A 22,410-nucleotide genomic window follows, 5' to 3' on the forward strand; every position below is an offset into this window, starting at 1 on the left:
CCGCATAAATACGGGACCTTGCGCTACTCTCGGTCGGTACAGGGTCGGTACAGCGCCGCCGTCGAGTCGCTCGCTCCATCGGAGCGCCAGGTGCGCAAAGCCGTGCAGATCGGGAGCAGGAGAATCGGCGATCAACCGCATAAACACCGGACCTTGCGCTTCTCTCGGTCGGTACGAGGCCCGGGAGCAGGAGAATCGGCGATCAACCGCATAAACACCGGACCTTGCGCTTCTCTCGGTCGGTACAGGGTCGGTACAGCGCCGCCGTCGAGTCGCTCGCTCCATCGGAGCGCCGGGTGCGCAAAGCCGTGCAGATCGGGAGCAGGAGAATCGGCGATCAACCGCATAAACACCGGACCTTGCGCTTCTCTCGGTCGGTACGGCGGGCGGGTCGGTACAGGGCCCGTCGCTACCCGACCCGGGACCGCTTAAAACTCCAGCGCCACCGGGGGCTGGATCGCCTGGCGATGGCAGGCGGTGATCTGGGCCATCAGATCTTCGACGGCCTGATCGTCGCGGGAGAAATCGATGTCGGAGGTGTCGATCTCGATCAGCGGGGCGTCATCGTAGTGCGCAAAGAAGTTATGGTAGAGCCGACGCAGGCGGTCGATGTACTCCGGGTCCATGTCCTTCTCGTAAGAGCGCCCCCGCTGGTTGATGCGCCCCATCAGCACCTCCAGCGGCGCGTGCAGGTGCACGACCACATCGGGCCGGGGCACCTGGGTGGAGAGGATCGAGTACATGCGATCGTAGAGGGTGAGCTCGTGATCGCTGAGCGTGAGGCTGGCAAAGAGCCGGCATTTCACAAAGAGGTAGTCGCTCACCGAGAGGGGGCTGAAGAGATCGCTCTGGGCGAACTCCTCCTGCTGGCGGTAGCGGCTTAAGAGAAAGAACATCTCGGTCTGAAAGGCGTAGCGCTCCTTATCTTCGTAGAAGCGCGCCAGAAAGGGGTTCTCCTCAAAGATCTCGAGCACGGTGCGGGCGTTAAAGCGCGCGGCCAGCCGGTTGACCAACGTGGTCTTTCCAACCCCGATCGGGCCTTCAACAACAATATAACGGGGCGATTCGGAGACGGCGGCAGGCATCATAATCAGAGCGTCCGATGGGGGTCGGATTCGGGGGGCAGGACTCGGCGGCAACCTAGCCCGCCCCCCTCTGAGCGGTCAACACCGGGGTCTAAAAAGCTCTCCACAGCCCCCCCATCCGGGGCATATCACTTCCCGTCGAGCAGGCGACGGCGATGCTCCACGAGCTTGTAGTAGCGCTCCAGACCGCGCTCCTCCTGGAGCAGCCAGTCGCCCAGGTTGCTCAGCCCCGAGCGGATGTCCTCGCGGTTGAGCTCGCGATCGGGGTGGGGATCGTCGCTGAAGTAACGCAGCACCAGATCGCCGATGGCCACCCAGCTGGCGTCGTACTCCTCGCCCTGGATCGAGCCTCTCCCCATAATCCGGACGCCCTCGCCATCGGGATCGAGCTCACCGGCGCGGGCCATAAACTCCCCGATCAGGGTGGCCGTGGGCAGCCCGGCGTGGGGGCCTTCCACCTCGTAGCGGCGATCCGGATCCAGGCTCTGGAGCGCAAAGCGGGCCACCGGGGCCAGCTCTTCGAGATCGAAGGCCTGGACCATCAGGGCGTAGATCATCAGGGCGCTCTGGTCGGCGCGGTCCGCGTCGTTGCCCAGGTAGTTGAGGGCGTCGTTGATCACCTGGCGCCCCTGGGGCTCGTCGTGCAGGGCAGCCACCAGCTCCACGGCCGCGAAGAACCAGCGGGAGGTAAAGATCTCCATCAGCGCGTCGGGCACCTTCTCGGTGAGCCAGCCCTCAAACTCGCCACGGGCCTCCATCTCCCGGGCGCGCTGCGCGGTGTAGTCGAGCACGTGGGTGGCCAGGGCGATGGTCCCCGGCTCATGGAAGCGGTAGCCGCCCTCGGGGTCTTCTTCGGCGCGCAGGACCACGTTGAGGAAGCCCTCGGCAAAGTCGGCCAGGTGGCCCTTGACCTCGGCGTCGGCGTCGGCGCGATCCACCATGTGGGCCAGGCGATCGACGATGATGTCGACCCGGCTCACCGGACTTAAGGTGCGCCCGTCGGCCAGCTCCAGCGAGCTCTCCCCGGCGCGGGTGGTGTAGGCATCGTCGTTGCGCAGCCAGGCGTGGATCAGCTGGCGGAGGCGCTCATCGACATGCACCCCCTGATCGTCGCGCACATGCCCGGTGGACAGGGCCAGGGCCCGCAGCCCGGCGAAGAGATGCCCGCGCTCAAAGATCACGTCGAGCGCCGGCTCCAGACTCACCAGGTTGGCCCCCTTCATCGGGGAGCGGTTGCCGGCCTTGTCGTAGTAGAGATCGACCCGGCTGGAGTAATGATCGTGAATCACCACAAAGATCTGCATGAGGAGCTCTTCGCGGTCGTGGCGGCTAAAGGCCTTCGCCAGGGGGTGCAGCACGTCGATGAGCCCGCTGGCCTCGGCGGCGTAGAGGCCGTCGGCATGGTGGGCCGCCATCACGTAGCCATCTCGGCAGGTGGGGCTGGTGACCTCGAGCACGTAGCCGTTTTCGGCATCCTCAAAGCGCAGCCGCGGCTGATTAAAGAGGCGAGTGATCTGCGCCGGGGTGGGGCTGGGGTCCAGGCGCGCGCCGAAGAGTTCGCTGGCGATGCTGAGCATCCCGCCCACCGTCTCATCGTCGACGACGCCGGGCACCAGCTCATCGATCAGCTCCAGCATCTGCCCCAGATCGCTGTTGGTGAACTCGTCGCTGATATAGTCGGTCAGGACCAGATCGCCGGCGACCGATTTGATAAAGGCTTCGGCCGAGCCGGGCAGCTCCAGCATCGGCGGGATCGCCATCATGTCGAACCCCGGCACCACCACCTCTTCCACGTGCATCACGTAAGGGGTCTGGGCGGTGTCGCGCAGCAGGTGGAAGACGCGCTGGAACATGCTGCGATTCTCGGGCGACTCGGGCAGCGTGTAGTCCATGGCCTCGCGGAAGATCTCCTGGGAGGGGCAGGCGCGGATGCACTCAAAGCGCGCCACCGTACCGATCTCCTGAGTCTCGTCGCAGTGCTCAAAGCAGGCGTTGTAGGGCCCTTCGGCCGCGGGCACCGCCTGCATGTTTTTGTGGCGAAGCAGCGTGAGCATGGCCTCCCCGCTGCGCTCCATGATCGGGTCGCGCAGCGCCTCGAAGACATCGGCCCAGAGAGCGGGATCGGCCGAGATCTCGCGCAGCACCGGCAGCAGGTCGTGCACCAGCGTGGAATTCTCCCCGAGTTCGCCCGCGGGCACATCCTCCATCGCGTCGATGGCGTCGCTGAGCGCAAAGGAGAGGTGCGCCATCCCCTGGCTGGAGCGGCGCATGTAGCGGGCGCTCAGCTCCATGACCTCGGGGAGCTCGGTGATCGAGAGGCCGCTGATGATCGCGTCGACCACATCGACCATCGGATGCTCCGGAGAGAACGCCGGGTAGTGGCCCCGCGCATCTTCACCGACCACCGCCGGCCCCAGCAGCTCCCGGGCGGTAGCCGCGCCGTGGTACAGCGCATCTTCGGCGGCCAGCCCGGCGCCAAGCTCCACCAGAAAGGGCAGCGCCGTCTCACTTAAGTCCACATACTCAAAGACAAAGTCATTCTGACCGAACTGCAACCGGCCAAAGAGGTCGCGCTGCATCAGCGGGTGTGGCGAGGGCGCATCGCTCAAGGGTTTGATATGCAGCGCCGGGCCCTGGGTCATATGAAAACGCCCCTGAGCATCGAGGTCGGCCAGCCCGTCGCGGTCACTGTCGATGAAGGGCTCGGGCATGGAGCCATCGGGGCGCAGACGCACCTGCGGCAGGCCGCGCTCATCGAAGCGGGCCACCAGCGCCAGACGGCTGGACTCCCCGTTGAGGAAGGTCGCGTCTCCCTGCACAAAAAGATCGCGCAGCATCACCGAGACGCGGTCAGTGGCGATCTCGGGGGGCTCCTCCTCCAGGGCGTCGGCCAGGGCGCGCAGCAAATCGCTGCCGGCCGAAGGCTGACTGATGTCGGGGTTGCCCTGATCGTCGAAGCCGTCGTGCCTGGCAAGCACCCGGCCCAGATGGCCCATCAGCGCGCTGCTCTGATCAAAGTTGGAGAGTTCGTAAAAGAAGCGCCCCTGATGCCGCGGTGAGAGGTAGTCAGTGGGGCCGACCTCGGGGCGGTTGAGGATAAAGTCGAGCAGTTCCTCGTCGTGGGCGGCCTCGTCCATGATCAGGGGCAGACGCCGCGTGATCGCCGGGAAATAGCCCTGCTCGATGGCCGGCACGATGGCCTGGAGGAAGTTATCGAGCTCGGGCTCGGTTCCGGCAGGGACGGCGCGATCCACCGCGCCGACAAAGGCTTCGCGGCGCGCCTCCAGGAGCGCGCTGCGCTCACCGGGGAGCTCGGCCATGCGGCGAGTGTCTTTGAGCCAGATGGCGTGGAGCTCCTCGCCAAGGGTGCCGCGCTCGGGCACCTGGCGCTCCAGGCTGTATTCCTGAGTACAGCTCAAGCTGAGCAGCGTGGCCGCGGCCACCGCCAGACGTGTGCCGGTCGTTCGGGTTATTGCTCTCACCACTGTCGCCTCGATCATGGCAGCGGGCGCCGCCGGGGGGGCGACCACCTCTAAAACCTCCAGTCATTGCGGCGACCTTAACAAAAAAAGACCACGCGCGGAAAGCCAGCAGCCCCGAAGATGCGCTAGAGTGCGCGCGACGCGTCGCGTCGCAAGTTGACCGTTTGAGGAGGCCTTTGTACGCTGCGCCCATCCACGTTTTGGCGCCGGATCGCCTCGTTATCAAGCGCCCGCGCAACCACCTAAACGCAGGTCAAAGATTATGTTCACCCCTCGGGGATCGCGTCTTGTCCCGACGCTCGTATGCACCGCCCTCCTCGGCCTGACGGCCTGTGAGGAGCCCGTCACCATTGGCCCTGGCGCTCAGCCTCAGACCATCGGCGGGGTCACCTTTGCGCCTGGCGAGTACGGCGCGCGCTACCTGGAGCTCGATCATCAGGGTCAGACCGTGGAGTATCCGCGCCCGGTACTGACCATCCCGGTGACGATCACCAACGCCGGCGAAGATAACGTGGTCTACAGCCCCAGCCACGCCAGCCAGCAGATGACCGAGGGCTCCACCCCGCTGCTCTATCCGGCGCCGCCGGCCGAGACGCCGCTGGCGGAGTTTTCCAAGGCGCCGATCAACGGGGTCTACCTGGATCGCGGCACGCTGCCCGGTCAGGTCACCGCCACCACCACGCTGGCGCCGGGGGAGTCGCTCAGCGACATCTTCCTCTTTGAGATCCCCGACGGCTCGATCACCGACCTGGTGCTGAGCCTGCCCCCCTCGATGCACCGCGGCACCAACCCGGTGCTCTTCGGGCTGAGCTACAAGGCCACCACCCCGACCGGCCCCACCGTCTACGAGGTGGGGCAGAGTATCGATGTGGAAGGCGTGAGCTTTGAGGTGACGGCTGTGGACCAGGCCTACATCAAGCTCAAAAACAGCGACGAGAAAGAGGGCTACAGCGATGAGCCGGTGCTGCGCGTGGACTACAAGCTGACCAACACCACCGACAGCGCCCTCACCTTTGATCCCGGTCACCGCGATCTCTCCGGGCGTCAGGGCGCTCGCCTGCACAGCACCACCGGCGCGCTCAACCGGGTGCGGCTGCCCTCGAACACCAGCGCCGAAGGGCAGCTGGAGCGGGAGGCCGAGCTTGCTCCGGGCGCCTCGGTCACCGACTTCGCGCTCTTTGAGCGTCCGGACCAGGCCCAGAGCTTGACCTTTGAGCTGGCGGCCGATCATTTTGCACGTAGCGGCAAGGTTCGGGTGTCGATTCCCTTTGAGCCGGCCGACGTGGCCCAGCCCGAAGAGATGACCAAGGCCCAGGCCGAGAAGTAACCCCCGGGGCGCCGAGGGCGCCGAGGATTGCAGTGTGAGCAACAAAAAGCGCGGCACGTCGAAACTCGGCCCTCTGGCCGAGCAACTCAAAGACCTGAAGTTGGATCTGGGGGGCAAGACACGCCGCCCCGAGCCCGACACCCGCGCCCCAGAACCGGCCGCGCGGCCGGAGCCCACGCCCCGGCCTTCCCCAAAGCCGGCGCCCGAGCTCAGCGACGAAGAGCTCTTCGAGATGGCGCTCGATAAGCTCGACCCCTCCCGCATCTTTCAGGCCAAGTACCAGGGGGAGGCCTCGGCCGAGCTGCCGCCGGACCCCACACGCCAGTCCGGCGCCTCGCGCTCCGAGCGCGCCGACACTCGCCACGATCCGCAGGCCGAGGAAGAAGCGCGCCAGCAGGTCTTTGAGGCCCGCGACGCCGCGATCTTCATGCGCGCGGTCAGCGGCGTCGAGATGCTCGAGCCCGATCGCAAGTACCGTCCTCAACACGGCAAACATCGCGAAGCCCGCCAGGTGGACACCGAGCGCGAGGAGTCGCTGCCCGACAACGGGTTGATCACCCCCTCGCTGCCCCGGGATGACGAGGGTTTGAGCTTCATCGAGCCCCTGGGCCGCGCCCAGCGCGCGCTGATCAAGCGCTACCAGCAGGTGGCCATCGGGCAACGCACCGGCCAGATCAACCTGCGCGGTGACACCCTGGACGACGCCCTGCGCCAGCTGGAGCTCTACATCCATCAATGGTGGAAGAGCGACCAGGCGCGCTTTGTGCGGGTGATTCACGGCCGCGGCATTCACTCCGAAGAGGGGCCGGTGCTCAAACCGGCGGTGCTGGAGTGGCTGGAAGGCCCGGGACTGCGCTACGTGCGCGGCTACGCCCCGGAGCGCTCGCCGGAGGGCGACTACGGCAGCCTGATCGTGGAGCTCCTGGAGGCGAAATCCGTACCCTCTTCACGAGAAGGCCGGGGCTCGAAGTCCCGGGGCTCGCGCAAGAGGCGCTGATCCCACGCGCCCCCCGGCGCTGACACTCAGGTGCGTTTAGGGCGAATGTTTGGCCCATCTGCGAGGTTGCATTTTTGGCGGGCGGTGACCACATTGACACCGATGATTGATGGCGCCGGCCCGCGTCCCCACTGAACCTTTTTTGAGAGCAAAGCCATGGGTTTTATCCCCTACGTCGTCGAGCAGACTCACCGCGGCGAGCGCGGCTGGGATATTTATAGCCGCCTGCTCAAGGATCGCATTGTGTTTCTGGGCACGCCGGTCACCGATGAGGTGGCCAACGCCATTGTCGCCCAGCTCCTCTTTCTGGAGAGTGACGATCCCGACAAAGACATCAGCCTCTACATCAACTCTCCCGGGGGCAGCGTGACCGCCGGGCTCTCGATCTACGACACGATGCGCTACATCCGCCCCCAGGTCTCCACGATCTGCATGGGGCAGGCCGCCTCCATGGGCGCGCTGCTGCTGACGGCTGGCGAGAAAGGCAAGCGCTTCGCGCTGCCCAACTCCCGGATCCTGATCCACCAGCCGCTGATGCGCGGCGGCATCGGCGGACAGGCCACCGACATTGAGATTCAGGCCCGCGAGATCCTGCGCCTGCGCGAGCGCCTCAACGAGATCCTGGTCGAGCAGACCGGGCAGTCGATGGAGCGCATCCAGAAGGACACCGATCGCGACTACTACATGAGCGCCACCGAGGCGATGGAGTACGGGCTGATCGACAAGGTGGTCACGCCGCGGGCACCTGGCGAGAAGAGCGAGAGCTGAGTCCCAGCTCGATGCCGGAGCCGCCGGCGTGCCGGTGGTTCAAAGCGATGCGGGGCAGCGGAGGCGTTTGGCCTCCCTGCCCCGCTTTTTTATGCGCCGCGTTTGGGGGAGCGCCGGCCGGACTCAAGCCCTCTTGCTGAGCGCGTCGAGCACCCGGGCGACGGCATCTTTGATGGGCGCGCCCTGCTCCCCCGGTGGTCCCACGCAAGAGGGGCAGCCGGCCTGACAGGGGCAGCGCTGAACCAGGTCTCGGGCCATGGCCATGAAGCGCTCATGCTCATCGTAGAGCCCCTCACCAAGACCCACGCCCCCCGGGTAGCGATCGTAGAGGTAGATGTGGGGCTCATAGAGTGAGGGGGCGATCTGGCCGGCCTCCCAGTCCTGCTCCTGACCCGAGGCGTCGCGCACGGTGGTGCCCCCGATCCCCTGCGACCACCACTGATCATTGGCCACCGAGCCGATGCACAGCTCCAGATCGCGCCAGTCACACATCATCTTGAGGCTGGCCGTGGTCCGGAGCACCTCGCCGGCGCCTTCCACCAGGCGGACCCACTGATCGGCGGCCAGCGCTCCCAGCCCCAGGTCGTGAAAATCATCGGCTTTGAGCTGCAGCCAGTAAGCCATGGTGTGCAGATCGAGCTCGGGGAGATTGAGCTCCCCGTAACCGATATTTTCGCCGGTACCGAACTTGATCTTCTTAAAACCCACGAAGCGCTGCGTGACCCGGACCTCCCCAAAACCGAGGGAGGTGCGCGACGCCTGGCGTTCTTTAAAGACGTCGAGCACGTGCGTGGCCGCGTAGTGCATGGCCGTGGTGTAGTAGCCATCGTCGCTGCGCTCGACGTAGGCGCGGCGCTCATCGTAGTCCAGACGCACCACCCGGTAGGGCTCCCCGGAGATCTGGTAGACGGCGTTGGGATAGAGCGTCAGGTGGGCGCTCTCAAAGTCGACCTCGGCCAGCACATTACGCTCGCGGGAGCCCAGGTCGACGACCACGAAGTTCTCCTCGGCGGTGCTGCGCAAACTGACCTGATTGGCCGGATAGGTGCGGGAGGTCCAGGTCCAACGCTCGCCAGTGCGCTGAATCACCCCCATGGTCCGGGCCATAAACTCCAGCGCCTCTTCGGTCTCCGAGGGGTCCAGCCCCCCGTAGGACTCGCCAGCGCGCCATTCCAGCTCGTAGCAGGCGCATTTGAGGTGTTCGACCGCGATGAGCAGGTTGCGCGGATCCACCCGGGCGGCTTCCGGCGACTGGCCGAAGAAGTAATCGGGGTTCTGAATAATGAACTGGTCGATGGGGTTGTCGCCGGCGATCACCATGGCCACCGAGACGCCCCCGCTGCGCCCGGCGCGCCCGATCTGCTGCCAGGTCGAGGCGATGGTGCCCGGGTAACCGGCCAGCACGCAGACATCCAGGCTGCCGATGTCCACCCCCAGCTCCAGCGCGTTGGTGGTCACCACCCCGCGCACATGGCCCTGACGCAGCCCGCGCTCAATCGAACGTCGAAGCTCCGGGAGGTAGCCCCCGCGGTAACTCGCCACGCGATCGGCCAGCCCTGGACGATCGCGATCGGTGGCGAGTCGACGCTTAAGACGGTTGACCATCACCTCGACCGACTGGCGGCTGCGGGCAAAAACGATAGTGGGGCAATCGCGCTTCAGGGTCTGCGCGGCCACCCGCTGAGCCACCCGCAGCGGACTCTGCCGGCGCATCTTCTCGGCGTCGACTATCGGCGGATTCACAAAACACACGTAACGCTCCGCCCGGGGCGCCCCGCTCCGATCGACCAGCTCCACCTCGCCACCGACCAGCTCTCGGGCGAGTTCTCGGGGGTTCGCGATGGTCGCGCTGGTGGCCAGAAAGACCGGGTCGGTGCCGTAATGGCGGCAGATCCGGCGCAGGCGCCAGAGCACGTTGGCCACGTGGCTGCCAAATACCCCGCGGTAGGTATGCAGCTCATCGACCACGATGTACTTAAGCCCCTTAAAGAAACGAGCCCACTTATCGTGATGCGGCAAAATCGCCGCGTGCAGCATATCGGGGTTGGTCAGCACCAGGCGACCGTTGCGCCGCACCCGGCGGCGCACATCCGGGGCGGTATCTCCGTCGTAGACCTGCGCCTCCCAGGTCGGATCGCGCTGCGGCGCCAGCTGCAGGAGCTGATTCAGCTCCGCGCTCTGATCCTGACTCAACGCCTTGGTCGGAAAGAGAAACAGCGCGCTATGACCGCGATACAGGCTGTCGATCACCGGGAGGTTGTAGCAGAGGCTCTTCCCGCTGGCCGTGGGAGTCACCACCACCGTGTGACGCCCCCCCAGCGCGGCCTCCACCGCCCGGGCCTGGTGGCTGTAGAGGCTCTGAAAACCACGGGCCCGCAGAAGCTGCCCCACCCGCGGGTCCAGCCCTTCGGGCAGCGGGGCGTACTCGGCCTGCTGCGCGGGCAGGTGCTTGAGCGCGGTAAAATGTTTGCCCACATCGCGGCCGGCGCGCCAGCTCGAGAGGAGCTGGCGCAACTCCGACTGCCCCGCGGCTGAGCTCGCTCCACTCACGGCTTACCCCTTCTTCTTTTTGGGACGAAACGCCACCACAACCTCCGGGTCGGTCTCCACGATGGGACCGTCCATCAGCTCAATGCAGTAGGGGATGGCTTCAAAGAGCTCGTCGAGAATCTCGGCGATGGAGCGCGGACTCCCGGGGAGATTCACAATCAACGAACGACCGCGCAGCGCTCCGACCTGACGGGAGAGGATCGCGGTGGGCACGTACTTCAGGCTGATCTGGCGCATACGCTCGCCAAAGCCCGGCATCTCCCGGTCGGCTACCGCCAGGGTGGCCTCCGGCGTCACGTCACGCACCGCGGGCCCGGTGCCCCCGGTGGTCAAGACCAGCTGGCAGCCCCGCTCATCGCAGAGCTCAACGATGGCCTCCCCGATGCGCTCAAACTCATCGGGAACCAGGCGCGTGGCGACCTCAAAAGGGGAGGTCAGCGCTCTCGTGAGCCAGGCCTCAATGGCCGGCCCGCTGATGTCGTCGTAGTCGCCGCGGCTGGCCCGGTCGCTCACCGTGACCACCCCGACCCTGAGGATCGCTTCCATTACCGCTCCTTGACCTGGAAACACCCCACACGACCGAGCCCGGTAGCCACGCTCAGGGAATCTGAAGCGCCGCCTTGAGCTCCTTGACCAGCTTGAAGTAGCGGTCGCGCGGGAACTTCTGGTTGAGAATATGAAACTCTTTTTTGACCAGCCCCACACAGCCAAAACAGAACACACAGTCGGTGCAATCCTGACTCAAGATCAAGTAGGAGCTGCTGGCACAGCGCTTTGAGCGCACGCAGTAGCTCGACTGATGGCAATGCTCGCACTCGTTGCACTGGGTGCAGTAGGTGCAGTTCTGACAATCCCGGCAGTAGGTGCAGAACGAGCAGTCGGTGCTTCCGGTGGTGAACATGCAGTGGTGGCAACGCACGCTATCGTCGGAATGGTAGGAGGCCTGCCCCTCCTCAGTGCTCTGATACGCGCGTAACAGATCGTTGAGGGCCTTCTCAAACTCACGTCGGCCCAGCGGGATCGTATCGTTCATGAGAAAAACTCGCCGTTAAGAGAGGTGAAGCAAAAAAGTTTACGAGGTGCACATACCACAGTCGAAGCCGCTCATCTCCCCTAAAATAGCGCTCATCCCGCATTCGGCTCCCCTGGCGTTACAGGGTGTAATATCCAGTCATGACGGAAAATTACAAAAATGACTTGACCGACCCCACCCCCGTCGATATCTTCCTCAATGTGTCGAGCGCGATCCTCCAACGTGATCCCCCCCTCACGCGAGGATCCAGCTCCTTTCACGAGTGAGCACGCTCGGCACCCCGGTCAGCCCGCTTCCCCCCCCAGGCGGGCTGGCCACCCTTTTCGAGTCCTGCTCTCCCCCCCGGAGCAGACTCAAAAGCCCCCAGGCAACCCCTGGGGGCTTTTTTTTGCCCGAAACACCGCCCTGCCCGCCGCCCGACCACGCTCCCAAAACAAAACCCCCTCTCCGATTACAGATCGCAACTCGGAGAGGGGGTTCGTGTCAGCAGAATGTCACGCGCGCCAAACCCGAATAGCAGCCCGGCGCCCGTACATCACACGCTCAGGGGCAGGCGAGGTTGGCCGTGCCCGGAGTGCCGTACTTCAGCTCCGTCTCGAAGGTCGCGAACTGGTTAGCCGCATCTTCCGGCGTCAGGCACCAGCTATCCGAAGGCGCGGCGCCATCCGGGTTAGGGGTTCCCAGCTTGGTGACGTCTTTCTGATAGGAGATGCCCAGGGCAACCGTACTGGACGTCACGGTGAGCCGGTCGAGCTCCTGGCCCGCGCAGGAGAGCGCGTAGGTTCCGCCACTGTTTCCGAGCGGAAGCTCCAGCGTCTGAGCGGACGTCAGCTCCGGGATCGTGTCGCTGCTGACAAAGAGCACGTAGCCACCGGCCGGAATCTCCAGCCCGTCGGCGAGCACCATCTCATTGTTTGTGGCGGCGTCGCGCGTGAGCAGGCAACCGCTCAGGTCAAAGGCCGAAGCGCCGGAGTTAAAGAGCTCAATGTACTCTCCCGGATCGCCGCCCCCCCCCGTAAACCGGGTCATGATTTCGCTGAAGACCACGCTGAGTGAGGAGAAGCCGGTAAACGAGGCGCTGGCGTCGGCCGGGATCGTGTCGCCGAAGATGTCAGTCAGGGTGTCGGCGAGCTCCACGGTGTAATCCGCCATCGAGGTCTGCTCGGCGGTGGTCAGGGTGACCATGGGGCCATTGGCTTCGGCCGCCGTGACCGCCAGGCCGGCGATGGTGAACTCGGAGCCGTCCGAGTTGATCGGGCCGAGCGCGCGGCTCAGCACGAGCTGCACGGTGGTGGTGCTGGTCGCCGTGGCGCTGACCACGCTGAGCGCCGGGCAGTTCTCCACGCTGAGTTCCGACGAGTTGTAGGCCATGAACTGAGCGGTCGCGTCGAAACGCCACAGCGGAGTGGCCGTCACATCGACGTCGCAGCCAACCGCCAGCCCCAGGGACTCCCGCAGCTCGGTGGGCATGCGCAGCTTCACGTCGTCATCGCCTCCGACCGCGCCGTTGGACACGCTGTAGGCCTGGTGGCCGGCGCCGGCAAAGGTCTCGAGCTCGCCGGTGATGGTCAGCTCGGCGCTGACCAGGCGGTGGGCGTAGCTGTCGAGGTCGGTGATCAGATCGGCGGCACCGGTCAGATCGGTGATGAGCGCTTCGCGGTTCCCCGCGCCGGCGTTCACATTCAGCGAATCAAAGGAATCCGCCCAGGTGGAGCTTCCGAAGCTATCAACCGTGAGCACGCGGAAGTCGACCACGTCGTTGACTTCCACCGGCATCGCCTCGCCCTCGGCCACGGCCACAAAGAGCGCGGGACCACCGGCGCTGGCCTGCACGAAGAAGCCGGCCGATTCATCTCCCACCAGGGGCCGCACGTAGGTGACGGTGACACCTTCGATCATCTTGCCGTCATCGCCCGGGCCGTTGGCCAGCAGGTCGGCGATCTGAGCGCTACCGGTGTCCCCGCTGCCGCCATCGCAAGAGGGGTTGGCCGCGCCCGGGGTGCCCAGGTCGGCGCCGTTGTAGGCGGCGGTCGCCGCACACCAGTAGCTGGCGTCATCGCCACTGGAGCCATCGAACGCCGGATCACGGCTGAGGCTGGCCCCGGCCTGGCTCGGGTAGGTCTCACCGGCGTCGTAATCGACCCGGGCAATGGTCACGCCATCGCACATCAGCGCCACGGCGCCCGCCCCTTCGGCCAGTACCAGCCCATCGAGCACCAGGTCGGCATCAAAGCCGGCGTTGGCGCTGCGCGCCACCGTCAGATACCCCTGCGCATCGATGGTCAGCTCGCCCGCGATGGCCACCGGCTCATCGAGCTCCGAGCTCTCCAGCTCGCAGCCCTCCAGCGCCAGATCGCTATCGGTGGTGTTGAAGAGCTCGATCCACTGCCCCTCGACCGCGCTGGTCTCGGTGGGCTGCTTCATCACTTCGGTGATCAAGACCTGGCCCGCACTCTCGGGCATGGTCGGAGGACCCAGGTCCACGTCGGCATCGGGCCCCGTGTCCTCGTCCGCATCGGGGATCACATCGCCGTCGAGTTCAACGTCGGGACCTGCGTCCTCCCCGACATCAGGGTTAGAGGGATCGTCAGTGCCGCCACAGGCTGCGGCACCGGCCGCAAGCGAGAGCGCCGCGAGCATCGCTAGAGTGTTGCGCCTCAACATCATCTCTGACTCCTTTTTAAACCGTTGCTGTCGAAGAACCATCAAACCATTTCGTACCGCCCGGGCGGGCAGCCTCGGGCGCCTTATCGGTGATCACCCCACCGGATGCAACCCTTGCCCGAGCAACAATCCGGTGTCAGCGCCACCGCAGACACCTGGCTTCTATAATGACCACACCGACGCGCTTCAAGTTCTGGGGGAAACGCAAAGTCCTGTAAAAATGCATTCGTCTCCCCTCCCAAACCCACCGCGCGCGCCTACGGGTGACCCTCCCTTGAGACCCTATTTGCTACCGGTCGAAAAAAATAAGCTCGCCCGGTACACCGGGCGAGCTTTTCTTTGACCAGATTCAGGCTCCACCGGGAGCCTCGGTGAGGATCACTCCTCCTCGCCGGCCTCATCCTCGTCGCCGGGGATGATCTCCACCGGCGGGCGATGCGCGCGGATCAGGTGCCCGCGCTGAATCACCAGCTTACCCTTATTGCCCCGAGAGCTCGGCGCGTACTGCGCCTTGGTCGCCCGAATGATCTCGCGGGCGCCCCGGTTGGTCTCCACCTCCAGCCCGTCCAGGCGCTCCCGGCACAGGGTGAAGTCGAGCACCTGGTCTTTGCCCTCCAGCGTGATGGCGCGCACGCCCTTGGCCGGCCCCTTCACATGCGAGATCTCGCGGACCGGGAACATCAGCGCCCGCCCATCGCGGCTGGCCAGCGCCACCAGCTCCGATCCATCGCAGTTCTCGACGTTGACCACCTCGTCGCCTCGCCCCAGACGCATAAAGAGGCGCCCTTTGACCGTGGACGGCTCGGTGTAGCTCTCCAGCGAGAAACGCACGGCCTGACCGCTGCGGGCGATCCCCACCAGCTGCACGTCGTCCTCGTCGTTCTCTTCCCCACCCCCGACCAGCGAGGGCTGATCCGGGGTCATCTTGCGCAGCACCCGTGCATCGGTGGTCACCACCCCCACCACGCGCTCGCCATCGGCAAAATCGAAGCTCGCCTGTACCGGGTCCCCGTAACCGGTGGTCGAGGGGACATCGTCGATGCGCATGGTGTAGCCGCGCCCCATGTTGGTGAAAAAGATCACCGCGTCGCGCGTGCTTCCCGGAAGCACCCAGCCCATCTCATCGCCCTCCCGCACCCGAATCGTCGAGAGATCGGTGTAGGACTTCTGGCGTTTGATGCGCCCCTGACGCGAGACCATCATCCAGCAGCGCTCGGCGATGATGTAGGCCTCCTCCGAGTACTCCAGCTCCTTGACCGGAGCGTCGACCAGCGTGCGCCGGGCATCGCCGTAGGCGCCCCGAATCGCCACCAGCTCGCGCCGGATCAGGTCCCAGCGCCGCGCTTCGCTGCCGAGCAACCCCTGCAGGCGCGCGGCCTCCGCGCGCTTCTCGGCGAGCTCGGCACGGATAAGCTCAATCTCCAGCTTGGCCAGCCGGTAGAGCTTGGTCTCCAGAATCGCCTCGGTCTGCTCGGCGTCGATACCGAAGTAGGCCATCAGCTTCTTGGCGGCGTCGGCCTTGCCCTCCGAAGCGCGAATGATCCGGATGGCCTCGTCCAGATCCCCGAAGATCGCCTCAAACCCTTCCAGAATGTGGATGCGACGCAGGAGCTGCGCGAGCTCATGCTCGATGCGTCGGGTCACCACCTCCATGCGGAAATCCAGGAAGTAGCGCAGCATCATCTTCAGATCGACCTTCGCCGGCTGGGCCACATCCGGGTTCTCCGAGGGCACCAGGCAGGTCAGGTTGACGTGAAAACGGTCCTCCAGCGGGGTGTGCTTAAAGAGGTAGGCCATGGCCACATCGGCGCTGGCGCCCCGCTTAAGCTCCAGGACCACGCGCACATCGGCGGTCGACTCGTCGCGCACGTCAACGACCTGCGGGAGTTTACCCTGGATAATATGCTCGGCGATCTTCTCGATGAGCGTCGCCTTGTTGACGTAGTAGGGGATCGCGGTGACCACAATGAAGCGGCGAGCCCCGTCGCGCTCCACTTCCCACTGGGCGCGGGTGACCAGCGTGCCGCTGCCCTGGTGGTAGATCTCGCGCAGCTCCTCCCGCGAATTGAGGAGCACCCCGCCAGTGGGGAAATCCGGCCCCTGGATGATCTCACCGACGATGTCGTCGATGGTCAGCGATGGCGAGTCGATCAGGGCGATCAGCGCGTCGACCACCTCTCCCAGGTGATGGGGCGGGATGTTGGTCGCCATCCCCACGGCGATGCCGGTGGCCCCGTTGATCAGCAGGTTGGGCACCTGGGCCGGCAGCACCACCGGCTCCTGCACCGTGCCGTCGTAGTTGGGCCGGTAGGGCACGGTCTGCTTCTTAATCTCGTCGAGCAGCTCCGAGGCCAGGGGCATCATGCGGGCTTCGGTGTAACGCATGGCCGCGGCGCTATCGCCGTCGACCGAGCCGAAGTTGCCGTGACCGTCCACCAGGGGGTAGCGCAGCGAGAAATTCTGCGCCATGCGCACCATCGCGTCGTAAATCGACTGGTCACCGTGGGGGTGATACTTCCCCATCACCTCCCCCACGATGGCCGCGCTCTTGCGGAAGCGGGCGTCATGGGTCAGGCGCAGGTTGGTGTACATGGCGTAGAGAATGCGTCGCTGCACCGGCTTCAAGCCGTCGCGCACATCCGGGAGCGCGCGGCTGGTGATCACGCTCATGGCGTAGTTCAGATAACGCTCTTGAGTTGTCTTGTGCAGCGCCACATCGATCGGCTGGGTCGGCATCGCTCTCGTCTCACCAGGGGGAAGGGGATAAGATATCCCCTTGATATTACTCCACTTACCATCATTCGGGCCCCTCGGCCCGGGGCCGGAGTGTTACCACCCGGGCGCCGGTGTGACAACCGCGGTGGGTGCGAGGGAGAGCACGATGCGTGGGGAGGGGGGGAGCCAGATACCCCACTCAGCGCGCTTACCCGCCCTTCTCGCTAACCACATCACCCACTAAGGCCCCTTACCGGCACTTCTCGACGGCCGAGTCCCCCCACTCGGCCCCCTTACCGGCACTTCTCGATAACCACATCGCCCACTAAGCCCCCTTACCGGCTCTTCTCGATGGCCAGATCACCCACTCAGCCCCCTTACCGGCACTTCTCGACGGCCGAGTCCCCCCACTCGGCCCCCTTACCGGCACTTCTCGATAACCACATCGCCCACTAAGGCCCCCTTACCGGCACTTCTCGATAACCACATCGCCCACTAAGCCCCCTTACCGGCACTTCTCGACGGCCGAGTCCCCCCACTAAGCCCCCTTACCGGCACTTCTCGATAACCACATCGCTCACTAAGCCCCCTTACCGGCACTTCTCGATAACCACATCGCTCACTAAGCCCCCTTACCTCTCGATGTCTCTGCCTGAATCCAGGGAGGCCAAGAGCCCCGCAGCAGCGTTGCTCCTCGCCATCACCTTGATACACTCCCCGCGCAAAGGGCATCGGTGGTGACGCCCACCGCCGACGCCCCCCTGTGGAGACGGGAGCACATGACATCAACCTCACCGAAAAAGCGGCGCCTGGCAGGCATCGTGCTGGTCCTGGGGGCGCTGGTCCTGGGCGCGCTTATGCTGCGCGCGCTCGGGCCCGACGCCGAGCAGGCACCGCCACGCGCCCAGACCGAGCGCGCCGCGCTGCGCGGGCGCGTGCTCACCGACGAGGGGCGCCCCCTGGCCGGGGCGACCGTGGAGGCCGGCACGCAGCGGGCGACGAGCGATGCGCAGGGGCGCTTTGCGCTGGCTCGCCAGCGTGCCGACGCCACGACCCTGGACCTGACCCACCCGAAGTATGTGCGGGGCGGCGTCGGCACGCTGGGGGCCGTGCCGCTGGCCGCACACGAGCAGAGCGCGGAGCTGGAGCTCGTGATGCACCGCCCGGCCCGGCTGGCCGGCCGCGTCACCCTGGAGGGACAACCGGTGGTCGGCGCCGACATCGGGCTGGTCTACACCGGGGCCCGCGGGCTCCGCGGCGAGGAGCTGCCGCCGCATACACTCTCCAACCTGACGCAAACCAATTCCCGGGGGCACTTTGAGCTCCCCCGGGTGGCCGCCGGGGATCTCACGATCAGCGTGGAGACCGCGCTGACCGACTTCCCTTATGCCGAGAGCCGCGCGCTCACCCTGAGCCCTGGCGAATCGGTGACCGACCTGCAGATCGAGCTCCGCCCGATCACCGGCCTCCGCGGAGGGGTGCGCACCGACCAGGGCGATCCCCTGGTGGCCGAGCTCACCCTTGTGGGCCCCGGAGGCTCCCGGCAGGGGCGCTCCCTGAGCGACGGGAGCTTTCGCTTCGAGGGGCTAGAGCCCGGGGCGTACACGCTCAGCGCCTCGGCCCGGGGACACTTCCCCGACACGGTGGGCCCCTTCGATGTGGAGGCCCGCGCGATGGCCGACCAGGAGGTAGTGCTGGAGCGCGGTCAGGGCCTCTTCGGGCGCGTGCTCAACCCCGAGGGCCAGCCGCAGAGCGGGTTTGTGATCGCGACCTCCGCCCGGGACTCCCGGCGCCTGCACGCTGACCGCAACGGCGTCTTCATGTGGCCCGATGCTCCCGACGAGACCTTTACCCTGCGGGCGACCGCCAGCCAGTACACCGCCTCCTTTGAGCAGCGCGCGCGCCCGGGCCAGGCCGTCGTCCTAAAGCTGCGCCCCGGCGGAGAGATCACCGGCACGGTTTTGGGCCCGCGGGGCCGCCCCTTAACCTCGTACACCATCGCCATCGCCGAGATGGAGGTGCCCCCGCCCCACCCCTTCAACGCCCGGAACATCGCGCCGGTGGAGGTCAACGACGCCGCGGGACGCTTCACCATCGGCCCCCTGGCCCCGGGGTTCTACGCGCTTCAGGCCTCGGCCCCGGGGCTGGCCTCGGCCACCTCCGAGCTGCTGGAGGTCCGCATCGGACGCACCACGCCCCGGGTGAACCTCCAGCTCTTCGAGGGCGCCTCCATCGCCGGCGTGGTGCGCGACGCCATCACCGATGCGCCGGTGCCCTCGGCCGAGCTGGTGCTTCTGGAGAGCTCCAACGTTTTGGCCCCCCGCTCCACAATCGCCAACCCCTCGGGGCGCTTCGCGCTGGCGGAGCTTCCCCCGGGCCGCATCACGCTGCGCGTGCGAGCCCACGGCTACGCCACCGAGCTGGTGGCCGGCCTGGAGCTGGAGAGCGGGGAGCACCTCATCCACGACATCGTGCTCCCCCCCTCCGATGAATCGGAGCCGGCGCTGGGCTTCTACGGCATCGGCGCCAGCCTGCACCGCGAGCGACGCCACATCGTCATCAGCAGCGTCATGCCCGGATCCTCGGCCGAGGAGGCCGGGCTGATGCCCGGCGACCGCATCACCTCGGTCGACGGGAAGTCCACCCAGCGCCTGAGCCTCAACCGGGTCATCGAGCTTATCCGCGGACAGGAGGGCACCCCGATCACCCTGGGCATCAGCCGCCTGGGTGAAGGTGACTTTGTGGTGGGCATCTCCCGCCAGCGTGTGCAAGTACTGCACTGAGCAAACTCGCCAGCGGTGCGCGCTCGCCAGGAGACGCCGCCCGCCCCTTCTTTTCCCCTGTATTCCACGCCTCAACGTCCGAGCCCCTCATGATCCGTCTCACGCTGCCCGAAGCCCCCGCTCCCCTGGATCCCACCGCCTCCCCGCGTCAGTGGTTGCCCGAGCCCCGGGCCCTGGTCGACGCCCTCAGCGCCACGATCGCCGACGGGGAGCCCGAGGGCCTGCGCGCCCTCGGCCAGGTGATGGGCGCGCCGGAGCTCGACCTGGTGGTCACCCCGCTCACCGCCCGCGCCGCGGTGCTGGGCGCGCAGAACGGGCGCGCCTTCTACCACCACGAGCTGCGCCTGCGTCAGCCCATGCCCGAGCACCTGGAGCCGGAGCTCGCCGTGTGGCAGGCCGGCACCACCCCGCAGTGGAGCGACGGGGTGCTGGCCGAGCCCAAGTACTTTTCCTTTTTTCAGGACGCGCCCTTCCCGGCCTACAACCCCAACCACCGTCGCAAGTGGCGCGCGCACGAGCTTTTGCACGGCGCCTCCAGGTTCTTCTGGCACCCGCAGATGACCCGCTTTGAGCTCTACGTCAGCGCGCGCCTCAACGAGCTGCTGCCGATCATCCACTGGTATGGGTTCGACGAGATCTTCCGGCCGCGCTGCCCCGAGCACCAGGGGCGCCTGCTCTACCGGGAGCTCTGCCCCCGATGCGAGGCCCTGGCCACGCCCTACTGGGAGCTCGACCCGGCCAGCCCGGGCCAGCACGCCCTGGGGATGGGCGCGGCCCACAACGCGCTGGAGCATCTGGAGAGCGAGTGGACCGCCATCACCCAGGAGATCAACACCGGGCGTCTGCACGCCACCCCGCGCGGGCGCCTGGACGCCTCCAGCGACGCGGTGGGCTACATGCGCGCGCACTGGAACCGGGTGACCGCCTGGTCGACCGGCTCCTGGGTGGAGCGCTTTCTCATCGACGGGGTCGACTACTTCTCCTCACTCGAAGCGCTGCTGCTCAATGTGGGGCAGGCCACCCAACATCTGGTCTGCGGCACGCTGGAGCTCGATCCGCAGCACTACCTGGCCGGGCGCACCCGGCGCCAGCTCCAGGACATCGCCGCCCGGGTGCTCCTGGCGCTGGAGTGGCTCGACCCCGAGAGCTCGCAGGGTCAGGAGGCCGAGGCCGCGCTGGAACCCCACCTGGAGGCCCTGGGCGAGCTCAGCGCCGCGCTCCTGGAGAGCCCGGAGCGTATGGGGGAGGCGCTCGATGGCTTTGCCGAATGCGCCCGCACCTTCTCGGAGGTGGCCGAGCTCTTCCCGGAGCCCATCGCCGAGAGTTTTCTGGGCTTTGGCTACCGCTTCGTCGACGCCGACGTCTTCGCCCAGGCCGGAGCGATGCAACTGGCCCAGGGCATCGAGGACGCCGCGCCGCAGACCTTTGCGATGTTGACCGACCCCCTCGACAGCGCCCTGGCCCTGACGCAGTGGGAGGGATTCGAAGCCCCGGGGCGCCTCAGCGGGCGCCTGCACGGCTGGCTGGTCGCCCAGCTCGGCCCCGAGCATCCGCTCAGCGAACAGGCCCGCTTTGAGGCCTTCGCCAACGAGGAGCCCCGCCACGATGAGGAGGCCACCCTCTTTGCGGCCCTGCCCGAACACCCCGAGGCGCTGCTCACCCAGGAGGGCCGGCTGCGCCCCAACGCCACGCTGCGGCGCGCGGCCTTTGACGCCTCCCTCATCACCCGGACCATTGGCCAGGCCCTGCCCGAAGGCCACGACGATACGCGCCTGGACGTCGCCGCGGCCCTGGTCGACGGGCAGCTGCGCCTGGTGGTCGAGTCGCCGGAGTTCGGCTCAATCCTCGATCACCTCCAGGCCGGCGACGCCCCCGAGAGCTGGCTCACCCCCGAACTCTGCGAGCCCCTCTACGAGCTGCTGGAGAACAGCCTGGTCTGCTGGCTTCCGGCGCCCCGCCGCGGCGATTAACCCCGCCTCAACCCTTGCCCGGTCGCGCGCCCAACCTTATGCTGGGCGCTGACACTCCGGCCAGATTCGCCACGGCCCCTTTCCCCGGCCTCTCATGGCACACGACGACACCTTCAACCCCGCCGATTTCTCCGACCTGGTCGAGCAGGCAGACGCCCTCGATCCCTTCGGCTGGAACGATCTCCAGGACCAGGCCGTCGAGGAGGTGGCCACCGTGCCGGTGGTCTGCTTCCGCTGCGGCGAAGACAACTTCGCGATCGACGGCCAATCGGTACGCGAGATCGTCGGCCAGCTGGAGACCACGCCGCTACCCGGTGCGCCGGCGCATATTCGCGGCATCGCCGTGCTCCGCCGCCAGGTGGTGGGCGTGCTCGATCTGAGTGCCTTTCTGGAGTCGCTGTCGCCCTCCTCGCACCTGATCGCCACCAACCGCCGCACCCTGATCGTGGACACCCCGCATTACACCGTAGGCATCGACGTCGATGAGGTCACCGGCCTTGATGAGTGGCCCGAACACCTGCTGCGCGAAGACGCGCTGCCGACCACCGTCAAAGGAGCCACCCGGCGTTATGCCCTCGGCATCCATCCCCTGGGCGAGGAACTCTGTGTGCTCCTCGACATCGAGCGCCTCCTCGACGACGCCGCGGTCCGATGAACACCCACGCCCTCGACGCCCTTTTCTTTCAATGCGGCACAGCCACGCTCTGCGTGGAGCTGGGGCTGGTCAGCAGCGTGCTGACCCATGAGGCCGCCTCCATGAACGTGCTCGACCCTCGCCCCCACCTGGGGCTTACCCCCACCGAAAGCGGTATGGTCGGGCTTTTGAACCTGCCCGGACCACCCTCGGCCCTCTACCTGGGCCGGGTGCTGGGCACCTTTCCGCTGCGCCCCACCGACCTGCTGCCACTGCCGCAGTGGCTCCGAGGCCACCTCCCGGCGGTGCTCCATCCGGCCATCACCCTGCTCGATGAGAAGGTTGTATGGCTCCTTGATCTCGATACACTCAACAACGCCTCGTCTCACTGACCTTTGCGCG

The 22,410-nt window shown here is 66.5% G+C and carries 14 protein-coding genes; 7 read left to right on the forward strand and 7 right to left on the reverse strand.

Features of this window, described 5'->3' with window-relative positions:
* Nucleotides 1-428: 428 nt before the first annotated feature.
* Together DL240_RS16310 and DL240_RS16315 are read right to left on the reverse strand one after the other, a co-directional pair.
* The gene (locus DL240_RS16310) at nucleotides 429-1,088 is read right to left on the reverse strand and encodes a deoxynucleoside kinase (protein ID WP_233497082.1); all 660 of its coding nucleotides are present in this window, start codon (nucleotides 1,086-1,088) and stop codon (nucleotides 429-431) included.
* A 125-nt stretch (nucleotides 1,089-1,213) separates the two neighbouring features.
* On the reverse strand, nucleotides 1,214-4,567 hold the full coding sequence (locus DL240_RS16315) for a hypothetical protein (RefSeq protein WP_146618359.1): 3,354 nt from the start codon (nucleotides 4,565-4,567) through the stop codon (nucleotides 1,214-1,216).
* 262 nt (nucleotides 4,568-4,829) lie between these two features.
* On the opposite strand from DL240_RS16315, the gene DL240_RS16320 reads away from it, so the two are divergent.
* From DL240_RS16320 to clpP, 3 genes are all read left to right on the forward strand, one after another.
* Entirely contained in the window at nucleotides 4,830-5,894 is a 1,065-nt protein-coding gene (locus tag DL240_RS16320; protein ID WP_111730963.1) for a DUF4352 domain-containing protein, read from the forward strand.
* Nucleotides 5,895-5,928: 34 nt separating this feature from the next.
* Nucleotides 5,929-6,891, forward strand: coding sequence for a Smr/MutS family protein (locus DL240_RS16325; RefSeq protein ID WP_111730964.1), 963 nt, complete (start codon nucleotides 5,929-5,931; stop codon nucleotides 6,889-6,891).
* A gap of 156 nt (nucleotides 6,892-7,047) precedes the next feature.
* Nucleotides 7,048-7,659, forward strand: coding sequence for an ATP-dependent Clp endopeptidase proteolytic subunit ClpP (gene clpP, locus DL240_RS16330; RefSeq protein ID WP_111730965.1), 612 nt, complete (start codon nucleotides 7,048-7,050; stop codon nucleotides 7,657-7,659).
* 123 nt (nucleotides 7,660-7,782) lie between these two features.
* Here the strand turns inward: clpP and DL240_RS16335 are convergent, their stop codons facing one another.
* From DL240_RS16335 to DL240_RS16355, 5 genes are all read right to left on the reverse strand, one after another.
* Nucleotides 7,783-10,209, reverse strand: coding sequence for a DEAD/DEAH box helicase (locus DL240_RS16335; RefSeq protein ID WP_111730966.1), 2,427 nt, complete (start codon nucleotides 10,207-10,209; stop codon nucleotides 7,783-7,785).
* Between the two features lie 3 nt (nucleotides 10,210-10,212).
* On the reverse strand, nucleotides 10,213-10,755 hold the full coding sequence (gene mog / locus DL240_RS16340; protein ID WP_111730967.1) for a molybdopterin adenylyltransferase: 543 nt from the start codon (nucleotides 10,753-10,755) through the stop codon (nucleotides 10,213-10,215).
* Between the two features lie 52 nt (nucleotides 10,756-10,807).
* Complete coding sequence (locus DL240_RS16345; RefSeq protein WP_111730968.1) at nucleotides 10,808-11,242, reverse strand: caib/baif family protein; 435 nt, start codon at nucleotides 11,240-11,242, stop codon at nucleotides 10,808-10,810.
* A 543-nt stretch (nucleotides 11,243-11,785) separates the two neighbouring features.
* Complete coding sequence (locus tag DL240_RS16350; RefSeq protein ID WP_158542653.1) at nucleotides 11,786-13,909, reverse strand: lamin tail domain-containing protein; 2,124 nt, start codon at nucleotides 13,907-13,909, stop codon at nucleotides 11,786-11,788.
* Nucleotides 13,910-14,284: 375 nt separating this feature from the next.
* Nucleotides 14,285-16,642, reverse strand: a complete 2,358-nt coding sequence (locus DL240_RS16355; RefSeq protein ID WP_111730970.1) for a DNA gyrase/topoisomerase IV subunit A — start codon at nucleotides 16,640-16,642, stop codon at nucleotides 14,285-14,287.
* A 758-nt stretch (nucleotides 16,643-17,400) separates the two neighbouring features.
* Between DL240_RS16355 and DL240_RS16360 the strand changes: the two genes are divergently transcribed.
* From DL240_RS16360 to DL240_RS16375, 4 genes are all read left to right on the forward strand, one after another.
* Entirely contained in the window at nucleotides 17,401-19,404 is a 2,004-nt protein-coding gene (locus DL240_RS16360) for a carboxypeptidase regulatory-like domain-containing protein (protein WP_111730971.1), read from the forward strand.
* 89 nt (nucleotides 19,405-19,493) lie between these two features.
* A complete protein-coding gene (locus tag DL240_RS16365; RefSeq protein WP_111730972.1) occupies nucleotides 19,494-21,374 on the forward strand; it encodes a hypothetical protein in 1,881 nt (626 codons plus the stop codon).
* Between the two features lie 94 nt (nucleotides 21,375-21,468).
* Nucleotides 21,469-22,029 carry a chemotaxis protein CheW gene (locus DL240_RS16370; RefSeq protein WP_111730973.1) on the forward strand — a complete coding sequence of 187 codons (561 nt, stop codon included), beginning with the start codon at nucleotides 21,469-21,471 and terminating at the stop codon, nucleotides 22,027-22,029.
* Nucleotides 22,026-22,400 (forward strand): hypothetical protein, encoded by a 375-nt coding sequence (locus DL240_RS16375; protein WP_111730974.1) that lies wholly within the window; start codon nucleotides 22,026-22,028, stop codon nucleotides 22,398-22,400. The genes DL240_RS16370 and DL240_RS16375 overlap by 4 nt, the downstream gene beginning before the upstream one ends.
* Nucleotides 22,401-22,410: the final 10 nt, after the last annotated feature.

The organism is Lujinxingia litoralis (assembly GCF_003260125.1).
GTDB classification, from domain to species: Bacteria; Myxococcota_A; Bradymonadia; order Bradymonadales; family Bradymonadaceae; genus Lujinxingia; species Lujinxingia litoralis.

Coding starts and splice junctions, on each gene's coding strand:
- DL240_RS16310 (WP_233497082.1), bottom strand. CDS start 1,088: ATGATGCCTGCCGCCGTCTCCGAATCGCCCCGTTATATTGTTGTTGAA.
- DL240_RS16320 (WP_111730963.1), top strand. CDS start 4,830: ATGTTCACCCCTCGGGGATCGCGTCTTGTCCCGACGCTCGTATGCACC.
- clpP (WP_111730965.1), top strand. CDS start 7,048: ATGGGTTTTATCCCCTACGTCGTCGAGCAGACTCACCGCGGCGAGCGC.
- mog (WP_111730967.1), bottom strand. CDS start 10,755: ATGGAAGCGATCCTCAGGGTCGGGGTGGTCACGGTGAGCGACCGGGCC.
- DL240_RS16345 (WP_111730968.1), bottom strand. CDS start 11,242: ATGAACGATACGATCCCGCTGGGCCGACGTGAGTTTGAGAAGGCCCTC.
- DL240_RS16350 (WP_158542653.1), bottom strand. CDS start 13,909: ATGATGTTGAGGCGCAACACTCTAGCGATGCTCGCGGCGCTCTCGCTT.
- DL240_RS16355 (WP_111730970.1), bottom strand. CDS start 16,642: ATGCCGACCCAGCCGATCGATGTGGCGCTGCACAAGACAACTCAAGAG.
- DL240_RS16360 (WP_111730971.1), top strand. CDS start 17,401: ATGACATCAACCTCACCGAAAAAGCGGCGCCTGGCAGGCATCGTGCTG.
- DL240_RS16365 (WP_111730972.1), top strand. CDS start 19,494: ATGATCCGTCTCACGCTGCCCGAAGCCCCCGCTCCCCTGGATCCCACC.
- DL240_RS16370 (WP_111730973.1), top strand. CDS start 21,469: ATGGCACACGACGACACCTTCAACCCCGCCGATTTCTCCGACCTGGTC.
- DL240_RS16375 (WP_111730974.1), top strand. CDS start 22,026: ATGAACACCCACGCCCTCGACGCCCTTTTCTTTCAATGCGGCACAGCC.